General features: G+C 66.2%; 17 protein-coding genes. 6 read left to right on the top strand and 11 right to left on the bottom strand.

Going from position 1 to position 20,939, the window contains the following annotated elements; translation table 11 throughout:
- Nucleotides 1-81 precede the first annotated feature (81 nt).
- The 3 genes from EB836_RS12590 to EB836_RS12600 are packed head-to-tail and all read right to left on the bottom strand — an operon-like array spanning nucleotide 82 to nucleotide 3,571.
- Nucleotides 82-936 carry a MaoC/PaaZ C-terminal domain-containing protein gene (locus EB836_RS12590; RefSeq protein ID WP_135540915.1) on the bottom strand — a complete coding sequence of 285 codons (855 nt, stop codon included), beginning with the start codon at nucleotides 934-936 and terminating at the stop codon, nucleotides 82-84.
- Nucleotides 933-2,285, bottom strand: coding sequence for a 3-oxoacyl-ACP reductase (locus EB836_RS12595; protein WP_135540917.1), 1,353 nt, complete (start codon nucleotides 2,283-2,285; stop codon nucleotides 933-935). The genes EB836_RS12590 and EB836_RS12595 overlap by 4 nt, the downstream gene beginning before the upstream one ends.
- A complete protein-coding gene (locus tag EB836_RS12600; RefSeq protein ID WP_135540919.1) occupies nucleotides 2,282-3,571 on the bottom strand; it encodes an acetyl-CoA C-acetyltransferase in 1,290 nt (429 codons plus the stop codon). The genes EB836_RS12595 and EB836_RS12600 overlap by 4 nt, the downstream gene beginning before the upstream one ends.
- A gap of 58 nt (nucleotides 3,572-3,629) precedes the next feature.
- Here EB836_RS12600 and EB836_RS12605 point away from each other — a divergent pair, with 58 nt between their 5' ends.
- A complete protein-coding gene (locus tag EB836_RS12605) occupies nucleotides 3,630-4,241 on the top strand; it encodes a TetR family transcriptional regulator (protein ID WP_135540921.1) in 612 nt (203 codons plus the stop codon).
- The gene (locus EB836_RS12610) at nucleotides 4,238-6,274 is read left to right on the top strand and encodes an acyl-CoA dehydrogenase (RefSeq protein WP_135540923.1); all 2,037 of its coding nucleotides are present in this window, start codon (nucleotides 4,238-4,240) and stop codon (nucleotides 6,272-6,274) included. The genes EB836_RS12605 and EB836_RS12610 overlap by 4 nt, the downstream gene beginning before the upstream one ends.
- Nucleotides 6,275-6,432: 158 nt before the next feature.
- Here EB836_RS12610 and EB836_RS12615 read toward each other — a convergent pair whose 3' ends face one another.
- The 6 genes from EB836_RS12615 to EB836_RS12640 form a co-directional block, all read right to left on the bottom strand.
- Entirely contained in the window at nucleotides 6,433-7,467 is a 1,035-nt protein-coding gene (locus tag EB836_RS12615) for a homoserine O-acetyltransferase (RefSeq protein ID WP_135540925.1), read from the bottom strand.
- Nucleotide 7,468: 1 nt separating this feature from the next.
- A complete protein-coding gene (locus tag EB836_RS12620; RefSeq protein WP_135540927.1) occupies nucleotides 7,469-8,791 on the bottom strand; it encodes a PLP-dependent transferase in 1,323 nt (440 codons plus the stop codon).
- A gap of 204 nt (nucleotides 8,792-8,995) precedes the next feature.
- Nucleotides 8,996-12,463 (bottom strand): error-prone DNA polymerase, encoded by a 3,468-nt coding sequence (locus tag EB836_RS12625; protein WP_135540929.1) that lies wholly within the window; start codon nucleotides 12,461-12,463, stop codon nucleotides 8,996-8,998.
- A gap of 54 nt (nucleotides 12,464-12,517) precedes the next feature.
- Nucleotides 12,518-14,116, bottom strand: coding sequence for a DNA polymerase Y family protein (locus tag EB836_RS12630; protein WP_135540931.1), 1,599 nt, complete (start codon nucleotides 14,114-14,116; stop codon nucleotides 12,518-12,520).
- Nucleotides 14,106-14,879, bottom strand: coding sequence for a DNA recombination/repair protein RecA (locus EB836_RS12635; RefSeq protein WP_240689951.1), 774 nt, complete (start codon nucleotides 14,877-14,879; stop codon nucleotides 14,106-14,108). Before EB836_RS12635 ends, EB836_RS12630 begins: the two co-directional genes overlap by 11 nt.
- Nucleotides 14,880-14,918: 39 nt before the next feature.
- Nucleotides 14,919-16,511 carry an HNH endonuclease signature motif containing protein gene (locus tag EB836_RS12640; RefSeq protein WP_135540933.1) on the bottom strand — a complete coding sequence of 531 codons (1,593 nt, stop codon included), beginning with the start codon at nucleotides 16,509-16,511 and terminating at the stop codon, nucleotides 14,919-14,921.
- Between the two features lie 245 nt (nucleotides 16,512-16,756).
- On the opposite strand from EB836_RS12640, the gene EB836_RS12645 reads away from it, so the two are divergent.
- From EB836_RS12645 to EB836_RS12655, 3 genes are all read left to right on the top strand, one after another.
- Nucleotides 16,757-17,497 carry a class I SAM-dependent methyltransferase gene (locus tag EB836_RS12645; protein WP_135540935.1) on the top strand — a complete coding sequence of 247 codons (741 nt, stop codon included), beginning with the start codon at nucleotides 16,757-16,759 and terminating at the stop codon, nucleotides 17,495-17,497.
- Between the two features lie 90 nt (nucleotides 17,498-17,587).
- A complete protein-coding gene (locus EB836_RS12650; protein WP_135540937.1) occupies nucleotides 17,588-18,052 on the top strand; it encodes a tRNA (cytidine(34)-2'-O)-methyltransferase in 465 nt (154 codons plus the stop codon).
- 45 nt (nucleotides 18,053-18,097) lie between these two features.
- On the top strand, nucleotides 18,098-18,922 hold the full coding sequence (locus EB836_RS12655) for a PfkB family carbohydrate kinase (protein ID WP_135540939.1): 825 nt from the start codon (nucleotides 18,098-18,100) through the stop codon (nucleotides 18,920-18,922).
- A gap of 160 nt (nucleotides 18,923-19,082) precedes the next feature.
- Here EB836_RS12655 and EB836_RS12660 read toward each other — a convergent pair whose 3' ends face one another.
- Entirely contained in the window at nucleotides 19,083-19,337 is a 255-nt protein-coding gene (locus EB836_RS12660; protein ID WP_135540941.1) for a type B 50S ribosomal protein L31, read from the bottom strand.
- Between the two features lie 177 nt (nucleotides 19,338-19,514).
- On the opposite strand from EB836_RS12660, the gene EB836_RS12665 reads away from it, so the two are divergent.
- Nucleotides 19,515-20,066 carry a YbaK/EbsC family protein gene (locus EB836_RS12665; protein WP_135540943.1) on the top strand — a complete coding sequence of 184 codons (552 nt, stop codon included), beginning with the start codon at nucleotides 19,515-19,517 and terminating at the stop codon, nucleotides 20,064-20,066.
- Between the two features lie 67 nt (nucleotides 20,067-20,133).
- Here the strand turns inward: EB836_RS12665 and EB836_RS12670 are convergent, their stop codons facing one another.
- The gene (locus EB836_RS12670; protein WP_135540945.1) at nucleotides 20,134-20,904 is read right to left on the bottom strand and encodes a phosphatase; all 771 of its coding nucleotides are present in this window, start codon (nucleotides 20,902-20,904) and stop codon (nucleotides 20,134-20,136) included.
- Nucleotides 20,905-20,939 lie beyond the last annotated feature (35 nt).

The following is a 20,939-nucleotide window of genomic DNA, read 5'->3' on the forward strand; positions in this document are numbered from 1 at the left end:
TGGCAACAGAGATAACTCTACATGCGCGAAACGGTGTCGCAAAATCGAAATCGGCATTTGTGACGCACTCCACTTCTTGGTTCATCCTTCGAGGTGTGCCACCTGCGTGAGCACGTGAGGTTTGCCCGATTTCGGGTCGAAGACCGCCGACCTCGAGGCCCCGTGACGCCGTCCGTCGGTGAGCGCATACCCGGCGGTTCCCGGCAACAGGATCGGCTTCGCGAAGGACACGTCCCAGCGGTAGGACTCCAGTCGCGGGTCCATCGCCGACAGTGCCCGGGAGGCCGTGTACATGCCGTGGGCGATCTGTCGCGAGAACCCGAAGCCCTTCGCCGCCAGACCATTGAGGTGGATGGGGTTGAAGTCGCCGGAGACCTGCGCGTAGCGCTGTCCGATGATCGGGTCCAGCCGCCACAGCGCGCTGGGCTGCGGGGCGGTGAACTCCGCATGCGGGACCTGGGCTCGCGCCCGGGCACCGGGCAGCTTCTTACCCTTGGCGAGATAGGTCGAGACCTCATCCATCACGGGACGGCCCTCGACCTGCGCGGTGACGTGGACCTCGATCGTCGTGCCCTTCGCGTGCTCGAACGGCCCGGCGAGTTCGACATGGAAGTCGACGACCTCGCCGAGGCGGGCCGGAGAGAGCACGTCCACCCGGTTGTGGATGTGGACCATCCCCAACATCGGCAGCGGCACTTCGGGATCGGACAGCAGCTGCATGCTCAGCGGGAAGCCGAGCACGTGCATGTAGCCGGGGTGGACGACGTCGTAGAGCCTCTGCTCCACGACATGGGCGAAACCGGCGTAGGCGACCGGTTCGAGCGGTACGCTGCGGTCGATCGACCGCTGCGGCAGCTCGGGGCTGGTCCGCGAGCCCACGGGCAGGGTCTTGAGCACTGCGCGGGCGTAGACGGGGAGCATCGAGTCCGCCATCATGCACCCACCATGTTCTGTCCGCACACGCGCAGGGTCTCACCGTTGATGCCGCGGGCGCCGGCCGAGGCGAGGAAGCTGATCGCCTCGGCGACGTCGACCGGCTGACCGCCCTGCTGAAGGCTGGAGAGCCGGCGGGCGACCTGACGGGTCAGCGTCGGCATCTTCGCGGTCATATCCGTTTCGATGAACCCGGGCGCGACCGCATTGATCGCCCCGCCACGGGAAGCGAAGTCCTGCGCCGAGGCGGCCGTGAGTCCGATGACACCGGCCTTCGAGGTCGCATAGTTCGTCTGTCCGCGGTTGCCGGCGATGCCCGAGGTCGAGGCCAGGGACACGACCTGGGCGCCCTCGGCGAAGAGGCCCTTCTCGGCGAGGTGGGCGTTGATCATCGTCTGCGCGGCGATGTTGACCGCGATGACCGAGTCCCATTTGCCGGCGTCCATGTTCGCGAGCATCTTGTCGCGGGTGATGCCCGCGTTGTGGACGAGGATGTCGACGGGAGCCGCGACCGCCTCGGCGATCTTCTCCGCCGCATCACCGGCGGTGATGTCGAGCTGGAGTGACTTGCCCCCGATCTCATTCGTCACCTGTGCCAGTGCCTGACCGGCCTGCGGCATGTCGACGCCGATGACATAGGCGCCGTCGCGGGCGAGATTGCGGGCGATCGCCGCACCGATGCCGCGAGCCGCCCCCGTGACCACGGCGGTGCGCCCGGCCAGCGGGCCCTTGGCCCCGGTGGACATGAACGTGGTGAAGTCGAGGCGCTCACCGCCCCCGGAGGACACGGTGAGGAACTGCCCGGACACATAGGCGGACTTGCCCGAGAGCAGGAACCACAGGGCCGCGGCCACCGAGGGTGCGGTGAGGTCGACGCCGTCGAGGAGGATGCCGTTGGCGGTGGCCCCGGCGCGCATCTCGTGGGCGACCGAACGGGTGAAGCCGGTGAGGCCCTGTGTGGTGGCGGCCTGTTCGGGTGTCTGGTTCGCTGGGTCCGAGGCAGTCGAGATCGTGATCACGCGACCGCAGGTCGTCAGCGATCGCAGGGCCGCACCGACCTCGAGGACGACAGGTGAGAGTTCGGCCGGAGACTGGGCATCGTCGAGCACGGCGATGATCGCCCGCAGCTTCTCACCGGTCTGCGCGTTCCGGCGCACCTCGAAGCCGTTCTCCAGCAGGAGATCGGCGAGGTTCTGTGCGCCGGCTCCGGTGCCGAGGACGAGGACCGGCTTGTTCGTGTAGCTGGCCGGGGTCGAGCCGAAGCGGTTGAGTTCGACCGGCTGCGGCAGTCCGAGGGTCTTCGCGACCTGCTTGAGCGGTCCGTTGACGAGGGAGAGATACGTGTCTTTCATACTGCCTCCACAATCGCGGTGAGTCCCTGACCGCCTGCGGCGCAGATCGACACCAGGGAACGCTTCTTTCCGGTGGTCTTCAGGTGCTTGGCGGTGCTGGCGATGATCCGTCCGCCGGTGGCAGCGAAGGGGTGACCGGCAGCCAGGCTCGAACCCAGCGGGTTGAGCTTGTCACGATCGATGGGGCCCAACGCCTTGTCGAGTCCGGCCTTCTCCGTGCAGAACTCCTCGGACTCCCAGGCCGCCAGGTGCGAAAGCACAGTCGAGGCGAAGGCTTCGTGGATCTCGAAGACATCGAAGTCATCGAACGTCAGTCCATTGCGAGCCAGCAGGCGCGGGACCGCATAGGCCGGAGCCATGAGCAGGCCCTCGGCGCCGTCGACGAAGTCGACTGCCGCGGCCTCGGCGTCGACGAGGCGTGCCAGCGGGGTGAAGCCGTGCTCGTCGGCCCAGTCCTCGCTGCCCAGCAGCACCGAGGAGGCGCCGTCGGTCAGCGGGGTCGAGTTGCCGGCGGTCATCGTCGCCTCGGTGGGCAGCTTCTTGCCGAAGACGGGGTTGAGCTTCGCCAGAGACTCCATGGTCGAGTCCGCGCGCATGTTCGTGTCGCGGCTGACCCCGAGATACGGAGTGGTGAGGTCGTCGAAGAACCCGTCGTTCCACGCGGCGGCGAGGTTCCGGTGCGAAGCCACGGCGAGTTCGTCCTGGGCCCGGCGCGTGATGGCCCATTCGGCGGTGGTCTTCGCCTGGTGCTCACCCATGCTCAGTCCGGTGCGCGGCTCGCCCGTACTCGGCGCCTGGGGCGCGAGATAGGCGGGGCGGATCTGCGAAGCGATCTTCGCCTTCTGCACCATCGTCTTCGCCCGGGTGAGCTCGAGCAGGATCTCGCGCATCGAATCGTTGATGACGATCGGGGCATCGGAGGCCGAGTCCACGCCCGAGGCGATGCCTGATTCGATCTGGCCGGCGTTGATCTTGTTGTTAAGGCTGACGACGGCTTCCAGGCCGGTGGCGCAGGCCTGGCCGAGGTCGAATGCCGGGGTCGTCGGGGCCAGCGCAGAACCGAGGACGGCCTCACGAGTGAGGTTGAAATCCTTCGAATGCTTGAGGACTGCGCCTCCGGCGACCTCTCCGATGTTCTCCCCGGCCAGCCCGAAGCGGGCGACGAGCCCGTCGATGGCCGAGGTGAGCATATCGAGGTTCGTGGCCTTCGCGTACTGCTTGTTCGAGCGCGCGAAGGGAATGCGATTGCCGCCGAGGATGACGGCGCGTTGAGTGGGAGCGGACATGTGCACCTCCGAATGGTTGATTTAGCTGTTACCGACAGTACCTGATACCGTCTGTTACATGAAATCGATCACAGACGGTCGCTCGACGAGGTGGCAGAAGCACCGCGATGAGCGCCGTCGCGAACTGCTGCGAGCGGTCCGTCTCGTCGTCGACGAGTACGGCGACGAACTGTCGATGGACCAGATCTCGGAACATTCGGGGACCACGAAATCCGTGCTCTACCGATACTTCACGGACCGGGCGGGCCTCCAGGCCGCGATGGGGGAATGGGCGATGGGTCTCATCGTCCGGTCTCTCGATGACGCGGCGGCCGCTTCGGTGCGGGTGGACGAATCCACCACCGGGTATGAGGCGTTGGCGGCGATGATCCGCGCCTTCGTCAACCTCGCCGGAGAATCGCCGAACATCTACCGGTTCTGCGACACCGCGGTGAATCGTTTCGCCCCGGAAGAGACCGGGGGCTTCTTCAATTCGATCGCCGCACTCTTGGCCGAACGCCTCGCCATCGACGGCGAACGAGCCCAGCTGTGGTCAGCGGGGGCGATCGGCTTCGTCCGTGCGGCGACCGAGACGTGGCTGTCCGACCCCGACCGGCCCGAAGAATTCACCACAACCATCACCGATTGGCTTTGGGCATCCCTGCCCGAACACCGAGGAGAAGAACTATGAAGCTGTCTCTTGACCCGCAGGCCATCAACACCGTGCTCGACGGGCAGTGGGCCGAGGCTCGCCAGCGCGGCCGCACCCTGGCCCAGGAGCCGACGATCTACGACGATCCGGCCGATGACCTCGAGACCGCTCGCGCGAAAACGCTCGACGGCGTCGCCATGATGGCCGAGACCGGACTGCCGATGACTGGCCTGCCCCCGGAGATGGGCGGAAAGAACGAACACGCCACCAACGTCTCCGGGTTCGAGGAGACGGTCACGGCGAATCCCAGCCTGCAGATCAAGGCCGGTGTCCAGTTCGGGCTCTTCGGCGGGGCGATCCTCCACCTCGGCGACGCCGAACAGCATGAGAAGTGGCTGCTCGATGCGCAGAGCGGTCGGCTGCTGGGCTCATTCGCCATGACCGAGATCGGACACGGCTCCGACGTCGCCAACGTCGCCACGACTGCCACCTACGATCCCGCGAGCGAAGAGTTCGTCATCGTCACTCCGTTCCGAGCCGCGACGAAGGAATACATCGGCAACGCCGCCCGCGATGCGCGCGCCGCCGTCGTCTTCGCCCAGCTCGTCACCCAGGGTGTCAACCATGGAGTGCACGCCTTCTTCGTGCCCGTGCGCGACGATGCCGGTGAACCGCTGCCGGGCATCTCACTCGAGGACGACGGCTACAAGGGCGGGCTCAAGGGAGTCGACAACGGCCGCATCGCCTTCGACTCCGTGCGGATCCCGCGGAAGAACCTCCTCAACCGCTACGGCGACGTCACCGCCGAGGGCACCTACTCCTCCCCCATCGAGTCGCCGGGGCGTCGTTTCTTCACGATGCTCGGCACCCTCGTCCAGGGTCGTGTCTCCCTCGACGGTGCCTCGATCGTCGCCTCCAAGCTCGCCCTCGACATCGCCGTGAGCTACGGACTCGAACGCAAGCAGTTCACCGCCGGCGACGACTTCGCCGAAACCACCCTCTTGGACTACGGAGAGCACCAGCGCCGTCTGATGCCGGCCCTGGCCGCCGTCTACGCCTCGTCGTTCGCCCACGACAAGCTGCTGACCTCGTTCGAAGAGGTCTTCTCCGGAGCCGATGACTCCGAGGAGAACCGCGCACTGCTCGAAACCCGCGCGGCCGCGTTCAAGGCGGACTCGACATGGATGGCACTCGACGTCATCCAGGAATGCCGCGAAGCCTGCGGCGGTGCCGGTTTCATGGCCGAGAACCGACTGGTGGGCCTACGGGCGGACCTCGACGTCTATGTCACCTTCGAAGGCGACAACACCGTGCTGCTGCAGCTGGTGGCCAAGCGCCTCCTCGGCGATTATGCGAAGGAATTCGCGCACCTCGACGTCGGCGGCGCTGCCCGCTACATCGGCACCCAGGCCGCCGAGCACACGCTCTACCGGACGGGCCTGGCCAATGCGGGACGAGCGATCTCCGATGCCTTCACCCCGAACCTCGGCGACAAGCGGATCCGTTCGGGACGCCTGCAGCGCACTCTGCTCGAGACCCGCCTCGAGGTCATGGTCGCCGGTGTCGCCCAGGCGCTGCGTCCGGCGACGAAGATGCCGGCAGACAAGGCCGCGGAGCTGTTCAACGTCCACCAGCACGAGCTCATCGAGATGGCGCGCGCCTATGTCGAGCTCGAGAAGTGGAAGGCCCTGGACGAGAAGATGAAGGAGCAGACCGATCCCGAGCAGGGGAAGGTCTTCCGTCGTCTGCGCGACACCTACGGTCTCGGACTCATCGAGAAGCACATGGCCTGGCATCTCATGTACGGTCGTCTGCCGATGTCGCGTGCCCGCCAGATCAACGAGACGATGGGGCGTCTGTGCGCGAAGCTCGCTGCCAATGCCCTCGATCTCGTCGAGGCATTCGGCTACGACGACATCCATCGTCGTGCGACGATCTCCACGGGAGTCGAAGCCGAACGCCAGGCCGAGGCCGCCGACTACTACCGTCGGGCCCGCGCTCGTGAGGACTTCCCCGTCGACGAGAAGCAGCTGCGCAAGGCCGCGAAGAAAGCCAAGCAGGCCGCGAAGTGATCACCGGTCTCTGATGCGCACGCTCATCGGAGTGTGCGCATCCGACCGGCAGCACAAAGCCCCCGCAGCGAACGGTCTGCGGGGGCTTTGTGCTGCCTGCTCTCAGCAGTGCTGCCTGCTTGCGGCGGTTCTGTCTGCTTGCGGAAGTTCCGTGAGCTTCAGGCAGCGAGGAACTCTGCGAGTGTCGCAGAGATCTGTTCGGTTTCGGTGAGGAACCCGTCGTGGCCGACGGCCGAGTCGATGACATCGTGTCTGACCCGGCCCGGCAGTGCCTCGGCGAGGATGCCCACCTGTTCGGGTGGGAACAGTCGGTCCGAGGACACGGAGACGACGAGGTTGTCCCGGCACGCATCGGCCAGTGCGGTGGCGAGGTCGGCCGAGCGGCCGTGGCGGACATCATGGTCGCGCAGCGCACGGGTGAGCACGATGTAGCTGTGCGGGTCGAACCGGGCGGTGAGCTTCTTCGCCTGATGGTCGAGGTACGAGGTGACCTCGTAGTAGTCCTCGGATCGTCTGCGACGGGAGAACCGTTCGTTGAGTTCGGCGTCGTTGCGGTAGGTCAGATGCGCGATCTGACGGGCCAGGCCGAGTCCCTGTCCCGGAAACCGACCGACGGCCGAATAGTCTCCGGAATAGTAGTCGGGGTCGAGTTCGATCGCCCGCTCCTGCATCATCGCCCAGGCGATCTGGTCGGCTTCGCAGAATGCGGGAGCGGCGAGGATCGCGCATTTGCGCACCTTCCGCTGGTCCAACAGCGCGAACTCCAGGGCTCGGGCGCCTCCCATGGATCCGCCGATCACGGCGGCCCAGGAGTCGATGCCGAGGATCTGTGCGAGGTTGTGCTCCAATCTGGCCATGTCCCGGATCGAAACCCGGGGGAACCGGGAGCCGTAGGCCAACCCGTCATCGAAGATCGACTGCGGACCGGTCGTGCCCGAACAGCCGCCGAGAGAATTCGCGCACACCACGAAGTAGTCGTTCGTGTCCACGGCCTCGCCGGGGCCGACGACACCCGCCCACCAGTCGGTGACGCGGGTGTCGCCGGTCAGAGCATGTTCGATGAGGATCGCATTGGACCGATCCGAGTTGAGAGTGCCGAAGGTCTCATAGGCGATCTCAACCGTACCGAACGTGTGTCCCGAATCCGTGCCGAAGCCCAGGATCCGTTCGACCGAAGTGCTCTGGGTGGTCATCTCAGGCCGCGGTCGACGCCTTCGCCGCTGCTGCTGCGAAGCCCTTGTCGAGGTCGCCGATGATGTCGTCGATGCCTTCGAGGCCCACGGACAGGCGCACCAGTGCGGGGTTGACTCCGGCCGCTTCCTGAGCCGCGTCGTCGAGCTGCGAGTGCGTGGTCGAGGCCGGGTGGATGACGAGGGAGCGGACGTCGCCGATGTTGGCCACGTGTGAGTGCAGTTCGAGGGCGTCGACGAAGGCCACAGCTGCGTCGTAGCCGCCGGCGATGTCGAAGGCCAACACGGATCCGACGCCGTTGGGCAGGTACTTCTTCGCCTTCTCGCTCCAGGGGCTCGAGGCGAGCCCGGCGTAGGCGACGCGGGTGACCTGGTCGTGACCTTCGAGGTAGGCGGCGACCTTCTCAGCGTTCTCGACGTGACGGGCGATGCGCAGGCTCAGCGTCTCCAGCCCCTGAGCGATGAGGAAGGCGTTGAACGGGCTGGCCGCCGGTCCGAGATCGCGCAGGCCCTGCACCCGGGCCTTGAGCCCGAAGGACACATTGGCGCCGAAGGGGCCGTCGGCTCCGAGGTCACGGGCGTAGACGAGACCGTTGTAGGACTCATCGGGTTCGTTGAAGCCGGGGAACTTCTCCGGCTGTGCGCCGTAGTCGAAGTTTCCGCTGTCGACGACGACACCGGCGATCGAGGTGCCGTGTCCGCCGAGGTACTTCGTGGCCGAATGGAGGACGACATCGGCGCCGTGTTCGATCGGACGCACGAGGTAGGGGCTGGCCAGCGTGTTGTCGGTGAACAGCGGCACACCGGCGGCGTGGGCGATATCGGCGACGGCGGTGATGTCGAGGACATCGGAGCGGGGGTTGGAGACGACCTCTGCAAAGAACAGCTTCGTGTTCTCCTGCACGGCGTTCTTCCACTCGTCGAGATCGTCGACGTCGACGAAGGTGGTGTCGATGCCGAGCTTGCGCAGGGTGACGTTGAAGAGGTTCTGCGTGCCGCCGTAGAGGCTGGAGCTGGCCACGATGTGATCACCGGCACCGGCGATGTTCGTGATCGCCAGCAGGGCTGCGGACTGTCCCGATGCGGTGAGCACGGCGTGCACCCCGCCTTCGAGGTCGGCGATGCGGTTCTCCACGACCTCGGTGGTCGGGTTCGTGATGCGGGTGTAGATCGGACCGAGCTCGGAGAGGGCGAAGCGGTTGGCCGCGGTCTCGTTGCTGTCGAAGACGAAGGAGGTCGTCTGGTGAATCGGCAGCGCACGCGATCCGGTGGCCGGGTCGGGTGTCTGTCCCGCGTGGATCTGACGGGTGTCGAATGACTGGCTCATGGTGTCTCTCCTCTGTGAGGGCGACGGCGGTGCCGGCGGTTGAGGTCGATGTGATGTTGTCTACTGTCATCGACTTTCTCGACGCACGTCCGCCTGTGTGTCATGTTGGTGTCATCACGTGTCATCTTTCGTCACAGATGACAGACTCCCGCCGGTCGCATTTCGACAGGCATTTGCTGTGCGCAGATCAGCCGGCCCCTGTCCTCAGCGGAAGTTCCGTGCCTTCGTCGGCAGCTGCACTTCGAGCGGGATGAGTTTGTGTGCGTAGAGGCTCACGACGTCTCCCCCGCGCTGGATGAGACCGGTGACGACGAGGACGTTGCGGGAGGTCGCGACCGCGCGGAAGCGTTTCATCAGTCCGGCCGTGGCGACGACATTGAGCATTCCGAATTCGTCTTCGAGGTTGATGAAGGTGATCCCCGAGGCGGTGGCAGGACGCTGCCGGTGGGTGACGATCGCGGCCACGGTCATCCGGGTCCCGTCCGCAGCGCGTGCGGCATCCGCGGTCGAGGAGTACCCGCGGGCGCGCAGCGTCTCCCGCAGGATCTGTGTGGGGTAGCCGTCGACGGTGATCCCGGTGGAGAAGAGCTCGGCCAAGGTCACATCGAAGGCGTCCATCGTCGGCAGCGCCGGTGCCGAGTCCACCGTCGCCGTCCCCGGCAGCAGCCCCGGGTGGGCACCGGCGACTCCCCCGGCCAGCCACAGCGCCTGCCTGCGGTCGAGGTCGAATCCGGCCAGGGCTCCGGCCGTGGCCAAGGACTCCAGGGCCTGCTTGCCGATTCCTGTGCGTTCGGCCAGGTCCGCCACCGAGGAGAAGGGAGCGGATTCGCGTTCGGCCACGATCACCTCGGCGAAGGTGCCGACATGTGCGACCGTGTCCAGTCCCAGACGGATCCCCAGCTCCCCCGCCGAGGCGGCCGCCTCGGTGCCGGTGCTCCCCGCGTCCCCGAGCCCGACCCGTTCGAGGTCGGTCGCCGCCTGCGAACAGCGGATGTCGACGGGCAGGATCGGCACCCCATGTCGGCGGGCATCGGCGATGAGCGACTGCGGTGAGTAGAAGCCCATCGGCTGGCTGCGCAGCAGTCCGGCAGTGAACGCCGCATGATGGTGATGCTTGAACCAGGCGGACTGGTAGACGAGGTTCGCGAAGCTGATCGCGTGCGATTCGGGGAACCCGTAGTTCGCGAAGGCGGCGATGGTCGCGAAGATCGCCTCGGCGGTATCTTCGTCGACCCCACGTTCCAGGGCGCCGAGGCGGAACTTCTCTGCGAGTTCGGCCATCCGCTTCTCCGACCGGCGTGAGCCCATGGCCTGCCGCAGGCGGTCGGCGTCGGCCCCGGTGAAGCCTCCGACATCGATGGCCATCTGCATGAGCTGCTCTTGGAACAGCGGCACTCCGCAGGTCTTGGCCAAGGACTTCTCGAGCAGCGGGTGGAGGTATTCGACCTCGTCGAGGCTCTGCCGCCTGCGGATGTATGGGTGAACGGAGCCGCCCTGGATCGGGCCCGGGCGGATGAGCGCGACCTGCACGGCCAGGTCGTAGAACGTCTTCGGTCGCAGCCGAGGCAGGGTCGCCAGCTGGGCCCGGGATTCGACCTGGAAGACCCCGACGGCATCGGCGCGGCACAGCATCTCGTAGACGGCGTCATCCGTGTCGTCGATCTCCGCCCGGTCGATGAGGACGCCGGTGTGGCGGTGGACGAGACCGACCATCTCGTGCAGGGCGGTGAGCATGCCCAGGCCGAGCAGATCGAACTTCACCAGTTCCATGGCCGCACAGTCGTCTTTGTCCCACTGCACCACGGTGCGGTGGCCCATCGTGGCCTTCTCGATCGGCACCACCTCGCCGATGGCACGGTCGGCGAGGATCATTCCGCCGGAGTGGATGCCCAGGTGCCGGGGTGAGCCGAGCAGGTCTCCGGCGACCCGGAGCACGGGCGCGGGCACCGACGAGTCTGCGGCATCGGGCAGGCTCGCCCACCGGTTGCTCGCCTTCGAGAACGCATCCTGCTGTCCGGGAGCGTAGCCGAGGCTGAAGGCCGCGTCCCGGATCGCCGATTTCGCTCGGTAGGTGATGACATTGGCGACCTGAGCGGCCCGATCTCGGCCGAAATGATCGTAGACGTATTGGATGACCTCCTCGCGGCGGCCCGATTCGATGTCGATGTCGATGTCCGGATACCCCTTGCGGTCCGGGGACAGGAACCGGTCGAAGAGCAGCTCGTGCTTGACCGCGTCGACGGCGGTGATGCCGAGGACGAAGCAGACCGCGGAGTTCGCCGCCGAGCCCCGCCCCTGGCAGAAGATCCCCATCTGACGGCAGAATTCGGTGATGTCGAAGACGATGAGGAAGTATCCGCAGAAACCCAGCTGTGCGATCATGTCCATCTCCCGATCCAGCTGCTCCCACGCTCTCGGGTTCTCGGCTCTGGTCCCGTAGCGGTGCCGGCCGCGGTCGGCGATGAGACCGCGCAGATAGGCCTCCCCGTCGCCCTCATCGGGCATCGGCGCCTTCGGCAGATCGGGACGGGCCGCAGACAGGACGAAGGAACATTCCCTCCCGATCCGCACCGCGTTCTCCAACGCCTGCCGGGGGAACCTCGCGGCCATCTCCTCTCCCGTGTGGATGCGGGCGCTCGCCGTCGCCGGCAGCCATCCGGTCAGTTCGTCCAAGGAGAGTCGTGCGCGCACCGAGGCTCTCACCTGCGCGGACTTCCAGCCGGCGCGGGTGGCGAAGTGGACGGCGTTGCTCGCCACGATCGGCAGATGCGTGCGCTTGGCCAGATCGCCGAGGTGGCGCAGCCTTTCGTCGTCATCCGGGGTTCCGTCCCGGCTGAGTTCGACGGCGACCCGATCGGGTCCGAAGAGCGCAGTGAGTTCGCGCAGAGCGCCGAGGCCCCCATCGTCATCGCCCAGGGCCTGTCGCAGCGGACCCTTGCGGCAGCCGGTGAGGATCATCCAGTCGCCGTCCATCGCCGCCAGCTCTTCGATGTCGAAGACGGGGCGGTTCTTCTCCCCGCGCAGATTCGCCTCGGTGATGGCCTGGGAGAGTCGGTGGTAGCCGTCGACGCTGCGAGCGAGGACGAGCAGGTGTTTCGCATCGGGATCGGTCTGGCCGGGGATCTTCTCTTCCAACCCGAGGGACAGTTCGGAGCCGAAGACAGTGTCCAGCCCCGCTTCGGCGGCGGCATGGGCGAAGCGGACCGCACCGTAGAGACCGTTGTGGTCGGTCAGCGCCAGAGAGGTCAGTCCGGCAGCGGCTCCGGCGGCGACGAGCTCTTCGGGTTCGGACGCCCCGTCGAGGAAGCTGAACTGGGAATGCACGTGCAGCTCCGCCCACTCCACGTTCGTCCGTCGCGGCGGCGGACCGCCGTTCGTCCCCCTCCCCATGCCGGCGCCTGTCGGTTCGTGGTAGCGGCCGCGCCCGTCCGAACCGCCTGGTCCGACGGAGACCTGGTAGCGGTCGGGGCGAGAGAACGCCGGCGCGTCGGAGCCGTCGGCATGTTTGTCAACACTGTGTTTGTCGGCACTGTGTTTGTCGGTTGCGCCGTCCGCTCCTCCCGTCCCCGGGGCGGCACGTGAGTCGGAGGCCTCGCGTACTCCGGGTGTGTCTTTGCCTTCGAGTCGGCGGGCGAGCTTCGACCAGGGGGTGCGCGGGTTCGAAAATCCCATCGCGGCCTCCTCTCATCCATGGTTTCTCATCAGTGACCGTGGTCCGGAACCTGATCAGCAGTAGCGTCCGGTCAGGTACCACTGGCCGTGTTCCTTGCTCAGCAGCAGAGCGCGCCCGGTATCGGTGACGACCTGCAGTCGGGTCCGGTACACGGCCCGTTCGGGATCCCACCACCCGGATTCGATGGGCCAGGAGCCCGAGTAGTCGGTGACGGCCTCGGTCTGCCCGGTGGGGAATCTGATCGTCGCCGGTGTGGCCTCCAGCCCCGAGGGGCGGGCTTCCACCGACGTCCCGTCGGCTGCGAGCACGTCGACGGCGAGGCGTTCGACGGTCGTCGGACGGGGCGCGTGCAGGGCACCGGGCCAGGGCGCAGAGGGGCTGCGCTCAGGGACGGCTGCCTGCTGCCACGGGGTCCACAGGTTCGTCTCGGCGGGGTCCCACCCGCCTTGGAGGCCGGGGACCAGGACGGCATCGGGCCCGAACAGTCCCTGCAGACGTTCGAGGGTATGGGTGATCTGCCCGGTGTTCTCGTCGAACAGGCTCCGCGTGGCACCGATCGGGGTGGTCAATTCGGCGGCGATGAGGCGCAACGCGATGATGCCGTCTTCGGAGAAGTCCTCGACGTCGGGGGCCGGATCGTCGACGGTGTCGGGCTCCTGCCGACTGTCGCCGCGCGGAGCTGCACCGCCGGCCAGCCAGCCTTCGGCCTGCCACCTCAGTCGGTCTGCGATCGAGTTCTCCTGCATGTCCTCAATCCGCCAGGTTCGGGATGAGGATCGACCGGCTGCGGCATCGAGTTCGATCGTGATCTGCGTGCAGACCAGCCCCTGCCTGCGCACCTTGGCCAGCAGATCTGCACCGAGCTGGCGGGCGAGGAATCCGAGGGTGTCGCTGCGGGTCGTCGGGGCATCGAGGTCGAGTTCGACTTCGAGCTGTTCGCCGCGGACGTGGTCGGCAAGCGGGACCGTTTCCCGACCGGAGGCCAGGTCGTGCACATGCCGGCCGAAGGCACCGAAGCGTGCGCTCACGTCTTCGGCCGCAAGGCGAGCGAAGTCGCCGAGGGTGCGCAGCCCCAACTGCAGGAAGACCTCGATCAGCCCGGTCGCCTCGGTGCCGGCGTATTCCAGGGTGGTGATCGGCTGGGCCGAGAGGAAGTCCACGGTCTGCCCGGGCTCGACCCGACGCGCTTGACCTGCGGCGAGGACGGCGGCGAAGACGGTGTCGGCGATTCCGGGGAAGAATTCCCATCCGGTGTCGTCGACGAGAGCGGAGACCAGGGTTTCGACAGCGCCGGCTTCGTCTGCGCAGCTGTGTCTGAGCGAATCGAGAGGGATCGCCAAGGTTCCCGGGCTGAGCAGAGTGAACCGGGCGACGAGGTCTTCGAGGGCGGCGACTCCGGCACTGAAGTGTCGGTTGTCTGCCTCTTCATCCCAGACGGCGACATGGGCTTCCGGGCAGCGGTATCCCACGGCACGCCTGTTGTTGCCGGCGGTGATTCCGGCCGCACGGGCGGGAGCATTGGCGGCGATGACCTTGCCTCCGTGGAGGACTGCGACCGGGCGGCCCGGTCCGATGCCGTGTTCGACCGCTGCGGCCACGGCCGGCCAGTCGGGCACCGTCAGGACGAGGGTGCGGCTGAACTCATCCGACATGGCTGATCACCTGCCGCAGCTGTGTGATCGTCGACCAGCGAGGATCGTCGGCGGTCTCCGCATCCCCTGTCCCTGTCTGGGTGGTGGACACTCCGGCAGCTGCATCGGAGGTTTCGGCGGGAACGTCGAGCGTCCCCGCGGGGACGCTCGTGGGAGTCCCGGACGGGCCGGGCAGCAAGAACCGATGGGCTCCCGTCTGTGAACGAGCACGGACGAGGCAGGACTGCAGACGCCCGCGACCGTGTTCGGCACCCGACCAGCGGGTATCGGTGATCTCGATCTGCTCCGTGCTGCCGGACAGGGGACGGAGACTGATGAGACTCATCCGTCGTTCACGGATCTTCGCCAGGAGCCGAGCCCGTTCCGAAGCACTCGGGGCGAAGCCGGGGTCGACGAGGATGATGTCGAAGGATTCGATGAGGATCGAAGCCACCCGCAGCCAGTCCTCACCGGGGGTCGCGAGGTTGACGAAATGGTCGAGGTCGACACCGAGGTCGGCAATCGAGGACACGGCCGGTTCGCCGAGTCCGATGCCGGCACACCACTTCTGTTCCCGGGTCGCCGCAGCGATCGTCGCCAAGCCGCAGCTCAACGACAGCTCACCGCTGACGGTGACGAGTTCACCACGCGGCAGACCACCGCGGCGAAACAGCGGAGAGAGCACAGGATCCACCGGATGGGGTGGGATCTGATCGAACAGAGCCGCAGCCGTGGAGATCCCCATCTCCCGGCTGAGCTGTTCGACGACCGGTGCTGCTGACATGACATCTATTATCGAACTGGTGTTCGAAATTGGCAAGATTCAGACACCAGCTCTGCGCTCCCGGGCGTGTCGCCATTCGGCTTCGAACATCCACGCGATGCAGAGGCCGAGGTCAAAGCCGTAGCCACCGCCGACAGTGCCGGGATCGGCCGCCTCAGTGGCCTTCCTGACCTCTGCAACGCGAACCGCTGTGTTGAACATCATCCGTCCCCTCTCCCGACTCTCCAGGGGAAGCAGCTGAGAGCCATCGGGCAGATAGAAGGCGAAGGCCGCGGGACCGCGCATCGCTCCGGCGAAGTCTGCTCCGGTGCGTTCGATGCGCAGCTGGTACTTGTGCACCACGGTGTGGTGTCTGCGGCAGAGCAGGATGAGGTTGTCCATATCGGTCGCCCCTCCCTGCGACCAGGGACGAATATGGTGGGCATCGCACCGTCTGCGGGCGCGGCAGCCGGGGAATTGACAGCAGACATCGCGCACGCTCAAGGCCATTCGCTGTCGCCTGCTCACCAGTCGCCGCGAGCGCCCGAGCATCAGAACATCGCCTCCGCCGTCCTTGACCACCCCGTTGATCAGCGCCTCACAGCTCAGGCGCTCCGCCGTCGCTGCGGTGATGCCGCCGAACCCTTCGATCCGACAGGTTGTGTCCGCTCGCCCTACAGGCGCCTCCGGTTCGGCCTGCGTCCCCGCGGGGACGCAGACTTCAGTTCCTGTCCTTGCCGGGATGCTGAGAAGAGGGGGCTCAAGTCCGGGGGCGGCTTCCACGGCAGCGCCGCTGCGGGTGATCACCTCGGCGGAGGCGTGGACGAGCAGCCGAGCACGATCGGCATCGACCGAACCCGCCGGCTCGGCGCGAGGGAAGGCATGGATGATCTCCATCAGGCACATCACTTGGGAGATCGGCTCATCAGGCGCCTCGTCCACCGCAGTGCCGTCCTCGGCCACAGATCGGAGCTCGTCGGAAGCGCCGTCGCGAACGGGACGCTCGAGAACCTGACGGGCGGCATCGAGCATCGTGGCGATCTCCGCGGCTTCGTCTTCCTCGAGGTCGATCGTGATCCGGGTCCGACCAGGCGCCACCTGACGCATGCTCACACTGTCTTGAGCCAGGAACAGCGGGAACGGTCCGTTGTCGATCTTGTCGGCCAGCTGCTGGTAGTTCTGGGAGATCCGGCTGATCTGGCTGCCCGTGGCAAGAGTGGCCAGGCGCAGCGCCTCATCGTCGCCGATCCGCTCGCCCAATCGGGTGACTTCCCGCACCTTGGAGAAGCTGATGTCCCCGTCTGCCAGGCTCCTCTTCACCTTCGGCATCTCTCGCAGCGCTGTCATCACACGGACGTATTCGCGTGCAGTGTGCATGCTCACCGATGCCACATGCATCACCCATTCGGCCAGAGTCCTCACTCCGACCCATTCCGCCCACAGCCCCCGCCGCTCAACCTCATCGATGAGGGCGATGACGCGAGCGTGACAGAAGGAGATGCACGAGATGTTGCGCCGGATATCGGTCACGATCTGTGCGCAGGTGAGGGTGCTGAGATCCACGTCGGCCGCGGCCCCTCCAAATTCCCCCGGGTCGACACTCAGCCCGTCGAGCTCTGCGGTCTCCACATCAATCGGCTTGTCGTCTCTCATGGTTCTGCCCTTCCGCGACCCTTCGGTCCTCCGGTTCGGCAATCCCCACGACCGCCAACCGTGCCATCACTCTAGAAGTCGGCACTGACACGAGAACTCAATCGAACGCAGACCGGCGACTTCGAACGCATTCCAGATTCGATTGAGTTTCGTTTCTGCAGGTGACCGCGCTGAATCACGCCGGCCCCGCGGATTGCCGAACTCTCAGCCCCGGTCATGTCAGCACCGACGGGTAGGGTGACTCCATGACCGAAGGCAGCAACGACAGCGCAGACGACGGCGGCCACGGCTCGGACACCGCACAGTCACAGACACCGACCCCGGTCGAAACGCGCACCCGTGAGGTGTCCACGCGTGACTCCTATGATGCGATCTCGCAGACCTACACGGACTGGATCGCTGATGAGCTCACTGCGAAACCGCATGATCGGGCCATCCTCGGGGCCTTCTCCGAGCTCGTCCTCGGTACCGGGTCGGCCGAAGTCCTCGACATCGGCTGCGGTCCCGGTCGCATCACCGCATTCCTCGCCGCGCTCGGGCTCACCCCACGCGGTCTCGACCTCTCCCCTGCCATGATCGGTCTCGCCCAGGGCCTCTATCCGACGCTCGGATTCGACATCGGGTCGGTGACCGCCCTGCCCTATGCCGATGAATCCTTCGCCGGCCTCGTCGCCTGGTACTCGACCATCCACGTCCCCGATGATGCGCTTGCGCTCGCCTTCGCCGAGGCGGCCCGTGTCCTCCGCCCGGGCGGTTGGTTCCAACTGGCGTTCCAGCTCGGTGACGGGGTCGATCACATCGCCGATCTCGCCGGTTTCCCTGTCGATCTCGATTTCCACCGCCGCTCGAACGATCAGGTCCTCGCCGCCCTCGAGCCGCACGGTTTCACTCCGGCCGTCCGTCTCGAACGCGAACCCGACCGAGTGGGCCGCTATCCGGAGGCGAGTCGGCAGGGATACCTGCTCGTCCGCAGGGCGGTGCGGTGACCATGGTCACCGCACCGGAAGAACGGCAGCGGCACACGTGCGATCGCGCTGTCGGACCAGCGGGCCACAGGGTGAGAAGATGAGAGGGATATGAATATCGACATCGTCTTCCACACTCCCGAGATCCCCGGCAACACCGGCAATGCCATCCGGCTCGCCGCGGTCACCGGGGCCCATCTTCATCTTGTCGAGCCCCTCGGCTTCGACCTCTCCGACGCAAAGCTGCGCCGAGCCGGTCTCGACTATCACGACCTCGCCCATGTCACCGTTCACCCATCGCTTGCCGACCTGTGGGGCCACCTCGGTGAGCGTCGAGTGATCGCGTTCAGCACGCACACGGACAATTCCTTCGCCGAGGTCGAGTACCGAGACGGTGATGTCCTCCTCTTCGGGCGGGAATCGACGGGCCTGCCCGACGAGGTCACCGACGACGAGCACGTCGACATGGCCGTCCGGATCCCGATGCTGCCGGCTCGCCGCTCGCTCAACCTGGCGAATTCGGCATCGATCGCCATCTACGAAGCCTGGCGCCAGCACGGCTACGCGGGGGCTTGAACCCGCGTAGACTTCTTCGCGGACGCTTTACCTGAAAGGACCACTATGACCGCCAAAGTGCTCACCGTCGCAGGATCCGACGTCTCCGGAGGAGCCGGACTCGAAGCCGACTTGAAGATGTTCGACGAATACGGTGCTTTCGGCACTGCCGTCGTCACCTGCATCGTCACTTTCGACCCCAACGACGCATTCGGCCACGTCCTCGAATTCATCGAACCCGAGGTCGTCAACCGCCAGCTCGAGTCGACGCTGGCCGTGCACGAATTCACCGCCATCAAGTCCGGAATGCTCGGCTCCGTCGACTCGGCTCTGGTCCTCGCCGAAGAGCTGAAGACCAACGAGCTGCCCTACGTCTTCGACCCTGTGCTCGTATGCAAGGGCGCGGGCACCATGGTCGATCTGAAGGATCTCTTCGTCGAGAACCTCGTGCCCTTGGCCACCGTCGTCACCCCGAACCTCGAGGAGGCCGCTACCCTGGCCGACGTCGACCCCATCGATTCTGTCGAGGGCATGATCGAGGCCGCGAAGATCATCCACGGCCAGGGTGCGAAGAACGTCGTCGTCAAAGGCGGAGCCCGCCTCGCCGGTGACGATGCCGTCGATATCCTCTTCGACGGTGAGTCCGTGACGACTCTGCGTTCGCGCAAGGTCAACAACAAGCTCGTCAACGGGGCAGGCTGCTCCTTCGCCTCCTCGATCGCGGCGGGCATCGCCACCGGTCTCGACATCAAGGACGCGGTTGTCTCCGCCAAGGAGAAGGTTGCTCACGGAATCGCGAACTGCCTCGACAACGCCACCGGCGTCGCTTCGCTCTACCACCCGGCGGCTCGAGTGAGCCCTTCGCCCGAAGTCTCCGTCGTCGTCGACTGAGCACTGCTCAGCCGGGTTGTGTCCCCGCGGGGACGCAACCTGCCTCGTCCCCGCGGGGACTTCATCCCTGACCCAGATGGTCTGCAGACAGCGAACTGCCCCGCACACCATGATCGGTGTGCGGGGCAGTTCGTATGAAGCTGAGCGGAACCGCTCGGGATCAGCGCTTGCCGAAGCCCTTGTAGCGGTCCTTGAACTTCTCCACGCGGCCGGCGGAGTCGAGGATGCGCTGCTTGCCCGTGTAGAACGGGTGCGATGCGCTCGAGATCTCGACGTCGATCACGGGGTAGGTGCTGCCGTCTTCCCACTCGATGGTCTTATCGCTCGTGGCGGTGGAGCGGGTGAGGAACTTGGTGCCGGAGGCCAGATCGTTGAACACGATCGGCGCGTATTCCGGGTGGATGTCCTTCTTCATATTCTTACCTCTGCTGAATTCTTTCAGGCGCCTGATATGGGTCCGACCCATCTGCCAGTGCCCGAATTCGTCTGCTGGACACGCCTCGAACCGTAGGAACCGGACACGAAGCGACAGCCCAGTCTAACCGATGGGTGAGAACAAAGCGATTCGACACTCATCTCCTACACTGTGGCCATGACCACGAAGGAACGACTCTCCACTCAGTTCACCCTCCGACCCGCGGCCACCGCGCCCGAGCTCATGGCCGGATCCACCTCCGAGGCGCTGCCGGCGATCACCGGTGACGTCGAGGTCTTCGCCATCGACCCGCAGATCGCAGACACCGCGGCGCTGCTTGACGCCACCGATCTGCCGCCGGCCACCTCCGCGAACTGCGTCCTCGTGGCGGGTTCACGGTCCGGGGAGGAGCGCATCGCGGCGTGCATGGTGCTCGCGAACACCCGAGCCGATGTCAACAAACGGGTGAAGAAACTCCTCGACGTGCGCAAAGCCTCGTTCCTCCCCTTGGAACGGGCGGTCGCCGAATCCGGGATGGAGTACGGCGGAATCGGCCCGATCGGCCTGCCGGAGAGCTACCGGGTGCTCATCGATTCCCGCGTCGCCGAAGCCGAGGAGCTCATCATCGGCTCCGGAATCCGCGGCTCGAAGCTGCTCCTGTCCGGTTCTGCGCTCGCGTCGCTGCCCGGCGCCGAGGTGGTCGAGGGGCTGGCCAACGACATCGACTGAGCGTGTCGCTCGGTCAGACCATCACCCCCGGGCCGGTTCCGCCGGATGAGCATCGGCAGTCGCCGGGTCAGTTGAGGCCCGCGCGGTCGATGACGAAGTCGATGAGCGGGGCATAGAGGTTCGGCACGACATCGTCATCGAGCGGGATGGTCGCCTCGATCTGCCCCTGTGCCTCGGCGACGAAGAGAGCCGGATCATTGCAGTCGGCGTAGCCGATGGTGCGCAGTCCCCGGCTCGAGGCGGCACCGGCCCAACCGTGGTCGGCGACGACGAGGTCAGGGGCCCCGGCACCGCGGGCGGCGAAGTCATCGAGGAGCGCGTGCATGGGTTCGGCCAGATGCGTGTGGGGACTGCCGCCGTGCTGGTGCCAGGTCCACACATCGTTGATCTGGCGGACGTCTCCGCCGATCTCCGGGACCGGGATGAAATGGTCACAGACATCGATGAGGGCACCGGCGGATTTCGCCGCCGCGGCGATCGCCATGTGCACGGGCAGCAGTCCTGCCGGATGGCCGGTGGCGAAGAGGATCCGGCCGCCCTCCCGACTGACGTGGCCGACCGCCTCGGCGAGCTTCTCCGTTGCGTCGATGCACGCCTGCGTGGAGATCGTATCCACGCCTTCGACGAAGGCGGGGTCGGGACGCAGCCCGGCACGTTCGACCATGAGCGCGAACACCGACTCATAGTCCCAGTCGCGGGTGAGTTCGACACCGAAGTCGAACTGCCTTTCCTGGTCAAGGAAACGGCGGATATGGGAGAGGTTGTTCTCCCTGGGGGTCGCGACTTCCCCGGTGATGCGACCGGTTTCAAGGGCTTGGGCCAGTCTGCTGCGGTCCACTGAAGATCCTTTCGGGTTCGGGTGCTGATGGGTCG

Origin of the sequence: Brevibacterium sp. S111 (assembly GCF_004745075.1) — a bacterium.
Taxonomy (GTDB): Bacteria; Actinomycetota; Actinomycetes; order Actinomycetales; family Brevibacteriaceae; genus Brevibacterium.

Bases quoted from the DNA above. Each gene is read 5' to 3' on its own strand.
- EB836_RS12590 (WP_135540915.1), bottom strand. From the start codon at position 936: ATGATGGCGGACTCGATGCTCCCCGTCTACGCCCGCGCAGTGCTCAAG.
- EB836_RS12595 (WP_135540917.1), bottom strand. From the start codon at position 2,285: ATGAAAGACACGTATCTCTCCCTCGTCAACGGACCGCTCAAGCAGGTC.
- EB836_RS12600 (WP_135540919.1), bottom strand. From the start codon at position 3,571: ATGTCCGCTCCCACTCAACGCGCCGTCATCCTCGGCGGCAATCGCATT.
- EB836_RS12605 (WP_135540921.1), top strand. From the start codon at position 3,630: ATGAAATCGATCACAGACGGTCGCTCGACGAGGTGGCAGAAGCACCGC.
- EB836_RS12610 (WP_135540923.1), top strand. From the start codon at position 4,238: ATGAAGCTGTCTCTTGACCCGCAGGCCATCAACACCGTGCTCGACGGG.
- EB836_RS12615 (WP_135540925.1), bottom strand. From the start codon at position 7,467: ATGACCACCCAGAGCACTTCGGTCGAACGGATCCTGGGCTTCGGCACG.
- EB836_RS12620 (WP_135540927.1), bottom strand. From the start codon at position 8,791: ATGAGCCAGTCATTCGACACCCGTCAGATCCACGCGGGACAGACACCC.
- EB836_RS12625 (WP_135540929.1), bottom strand. From the start codon at position 12,463: ATGGGATTTTCGAACCCGCGCACCCCCTGGTCGAAGCTCGCCCGCCGA.
- EB836_RS12630 (WP_135540931.1), bottom strand. From the start codon at position 14,116: ATGTCGGATGAGTTCAGCCGCACCCTCGTCCTGACGGTGCCCGACTGG.
- EB836_RS12635 (WP_240689951.1), bottom strand. From the start codon at position 14,879: ATGTCAGCAGCACCGGTCGTCGAACAGCTCAGCCGGGAGATGGGGATC.
- EB836_RS12640 (WP_135540933.1), bottom strand. From the start codon at position 16,511: ATGAGAGACGACAAGCCGATTGATGTGGAGACCGCAGAGCTCGACGGG.
- EB836_RS12645 (WP_135540935.1), top strand. From the start codon at position 16,757: ATGACCGAAGGCAGCAACGACAGCGCAGACGACGGCGGCCACGGCTCG.
- EB836_RS12650 (WP_135540937.1), top strand. From the start codon at position 17,588: ATGAATATCGACATCGTCTTCCACACTCCCGAGATCCCCGGCAACACC.
- EB836_RS12655 (WP_135540939.1), top strand. From the start codon at position 18,098: ATGACCGCCAAAGTGCTCACCGTCGCAGGATCCGACGTCTCCGGAGGA.
- EB836_RS12660 (WP_135540941.1), bottom strand. From the start codon at position 19,337: ATGAAGAAGGACATCCACCCGGAATACGCGCCGATCGTGTTCAACGAT.
- EB836_RS12665 (WP_135540943.1), top strand. From the start codon at position 19,515: ATGACCACGAAGGAACGACTCTCCACTCAGTTCACCCTCCGACCCGCG.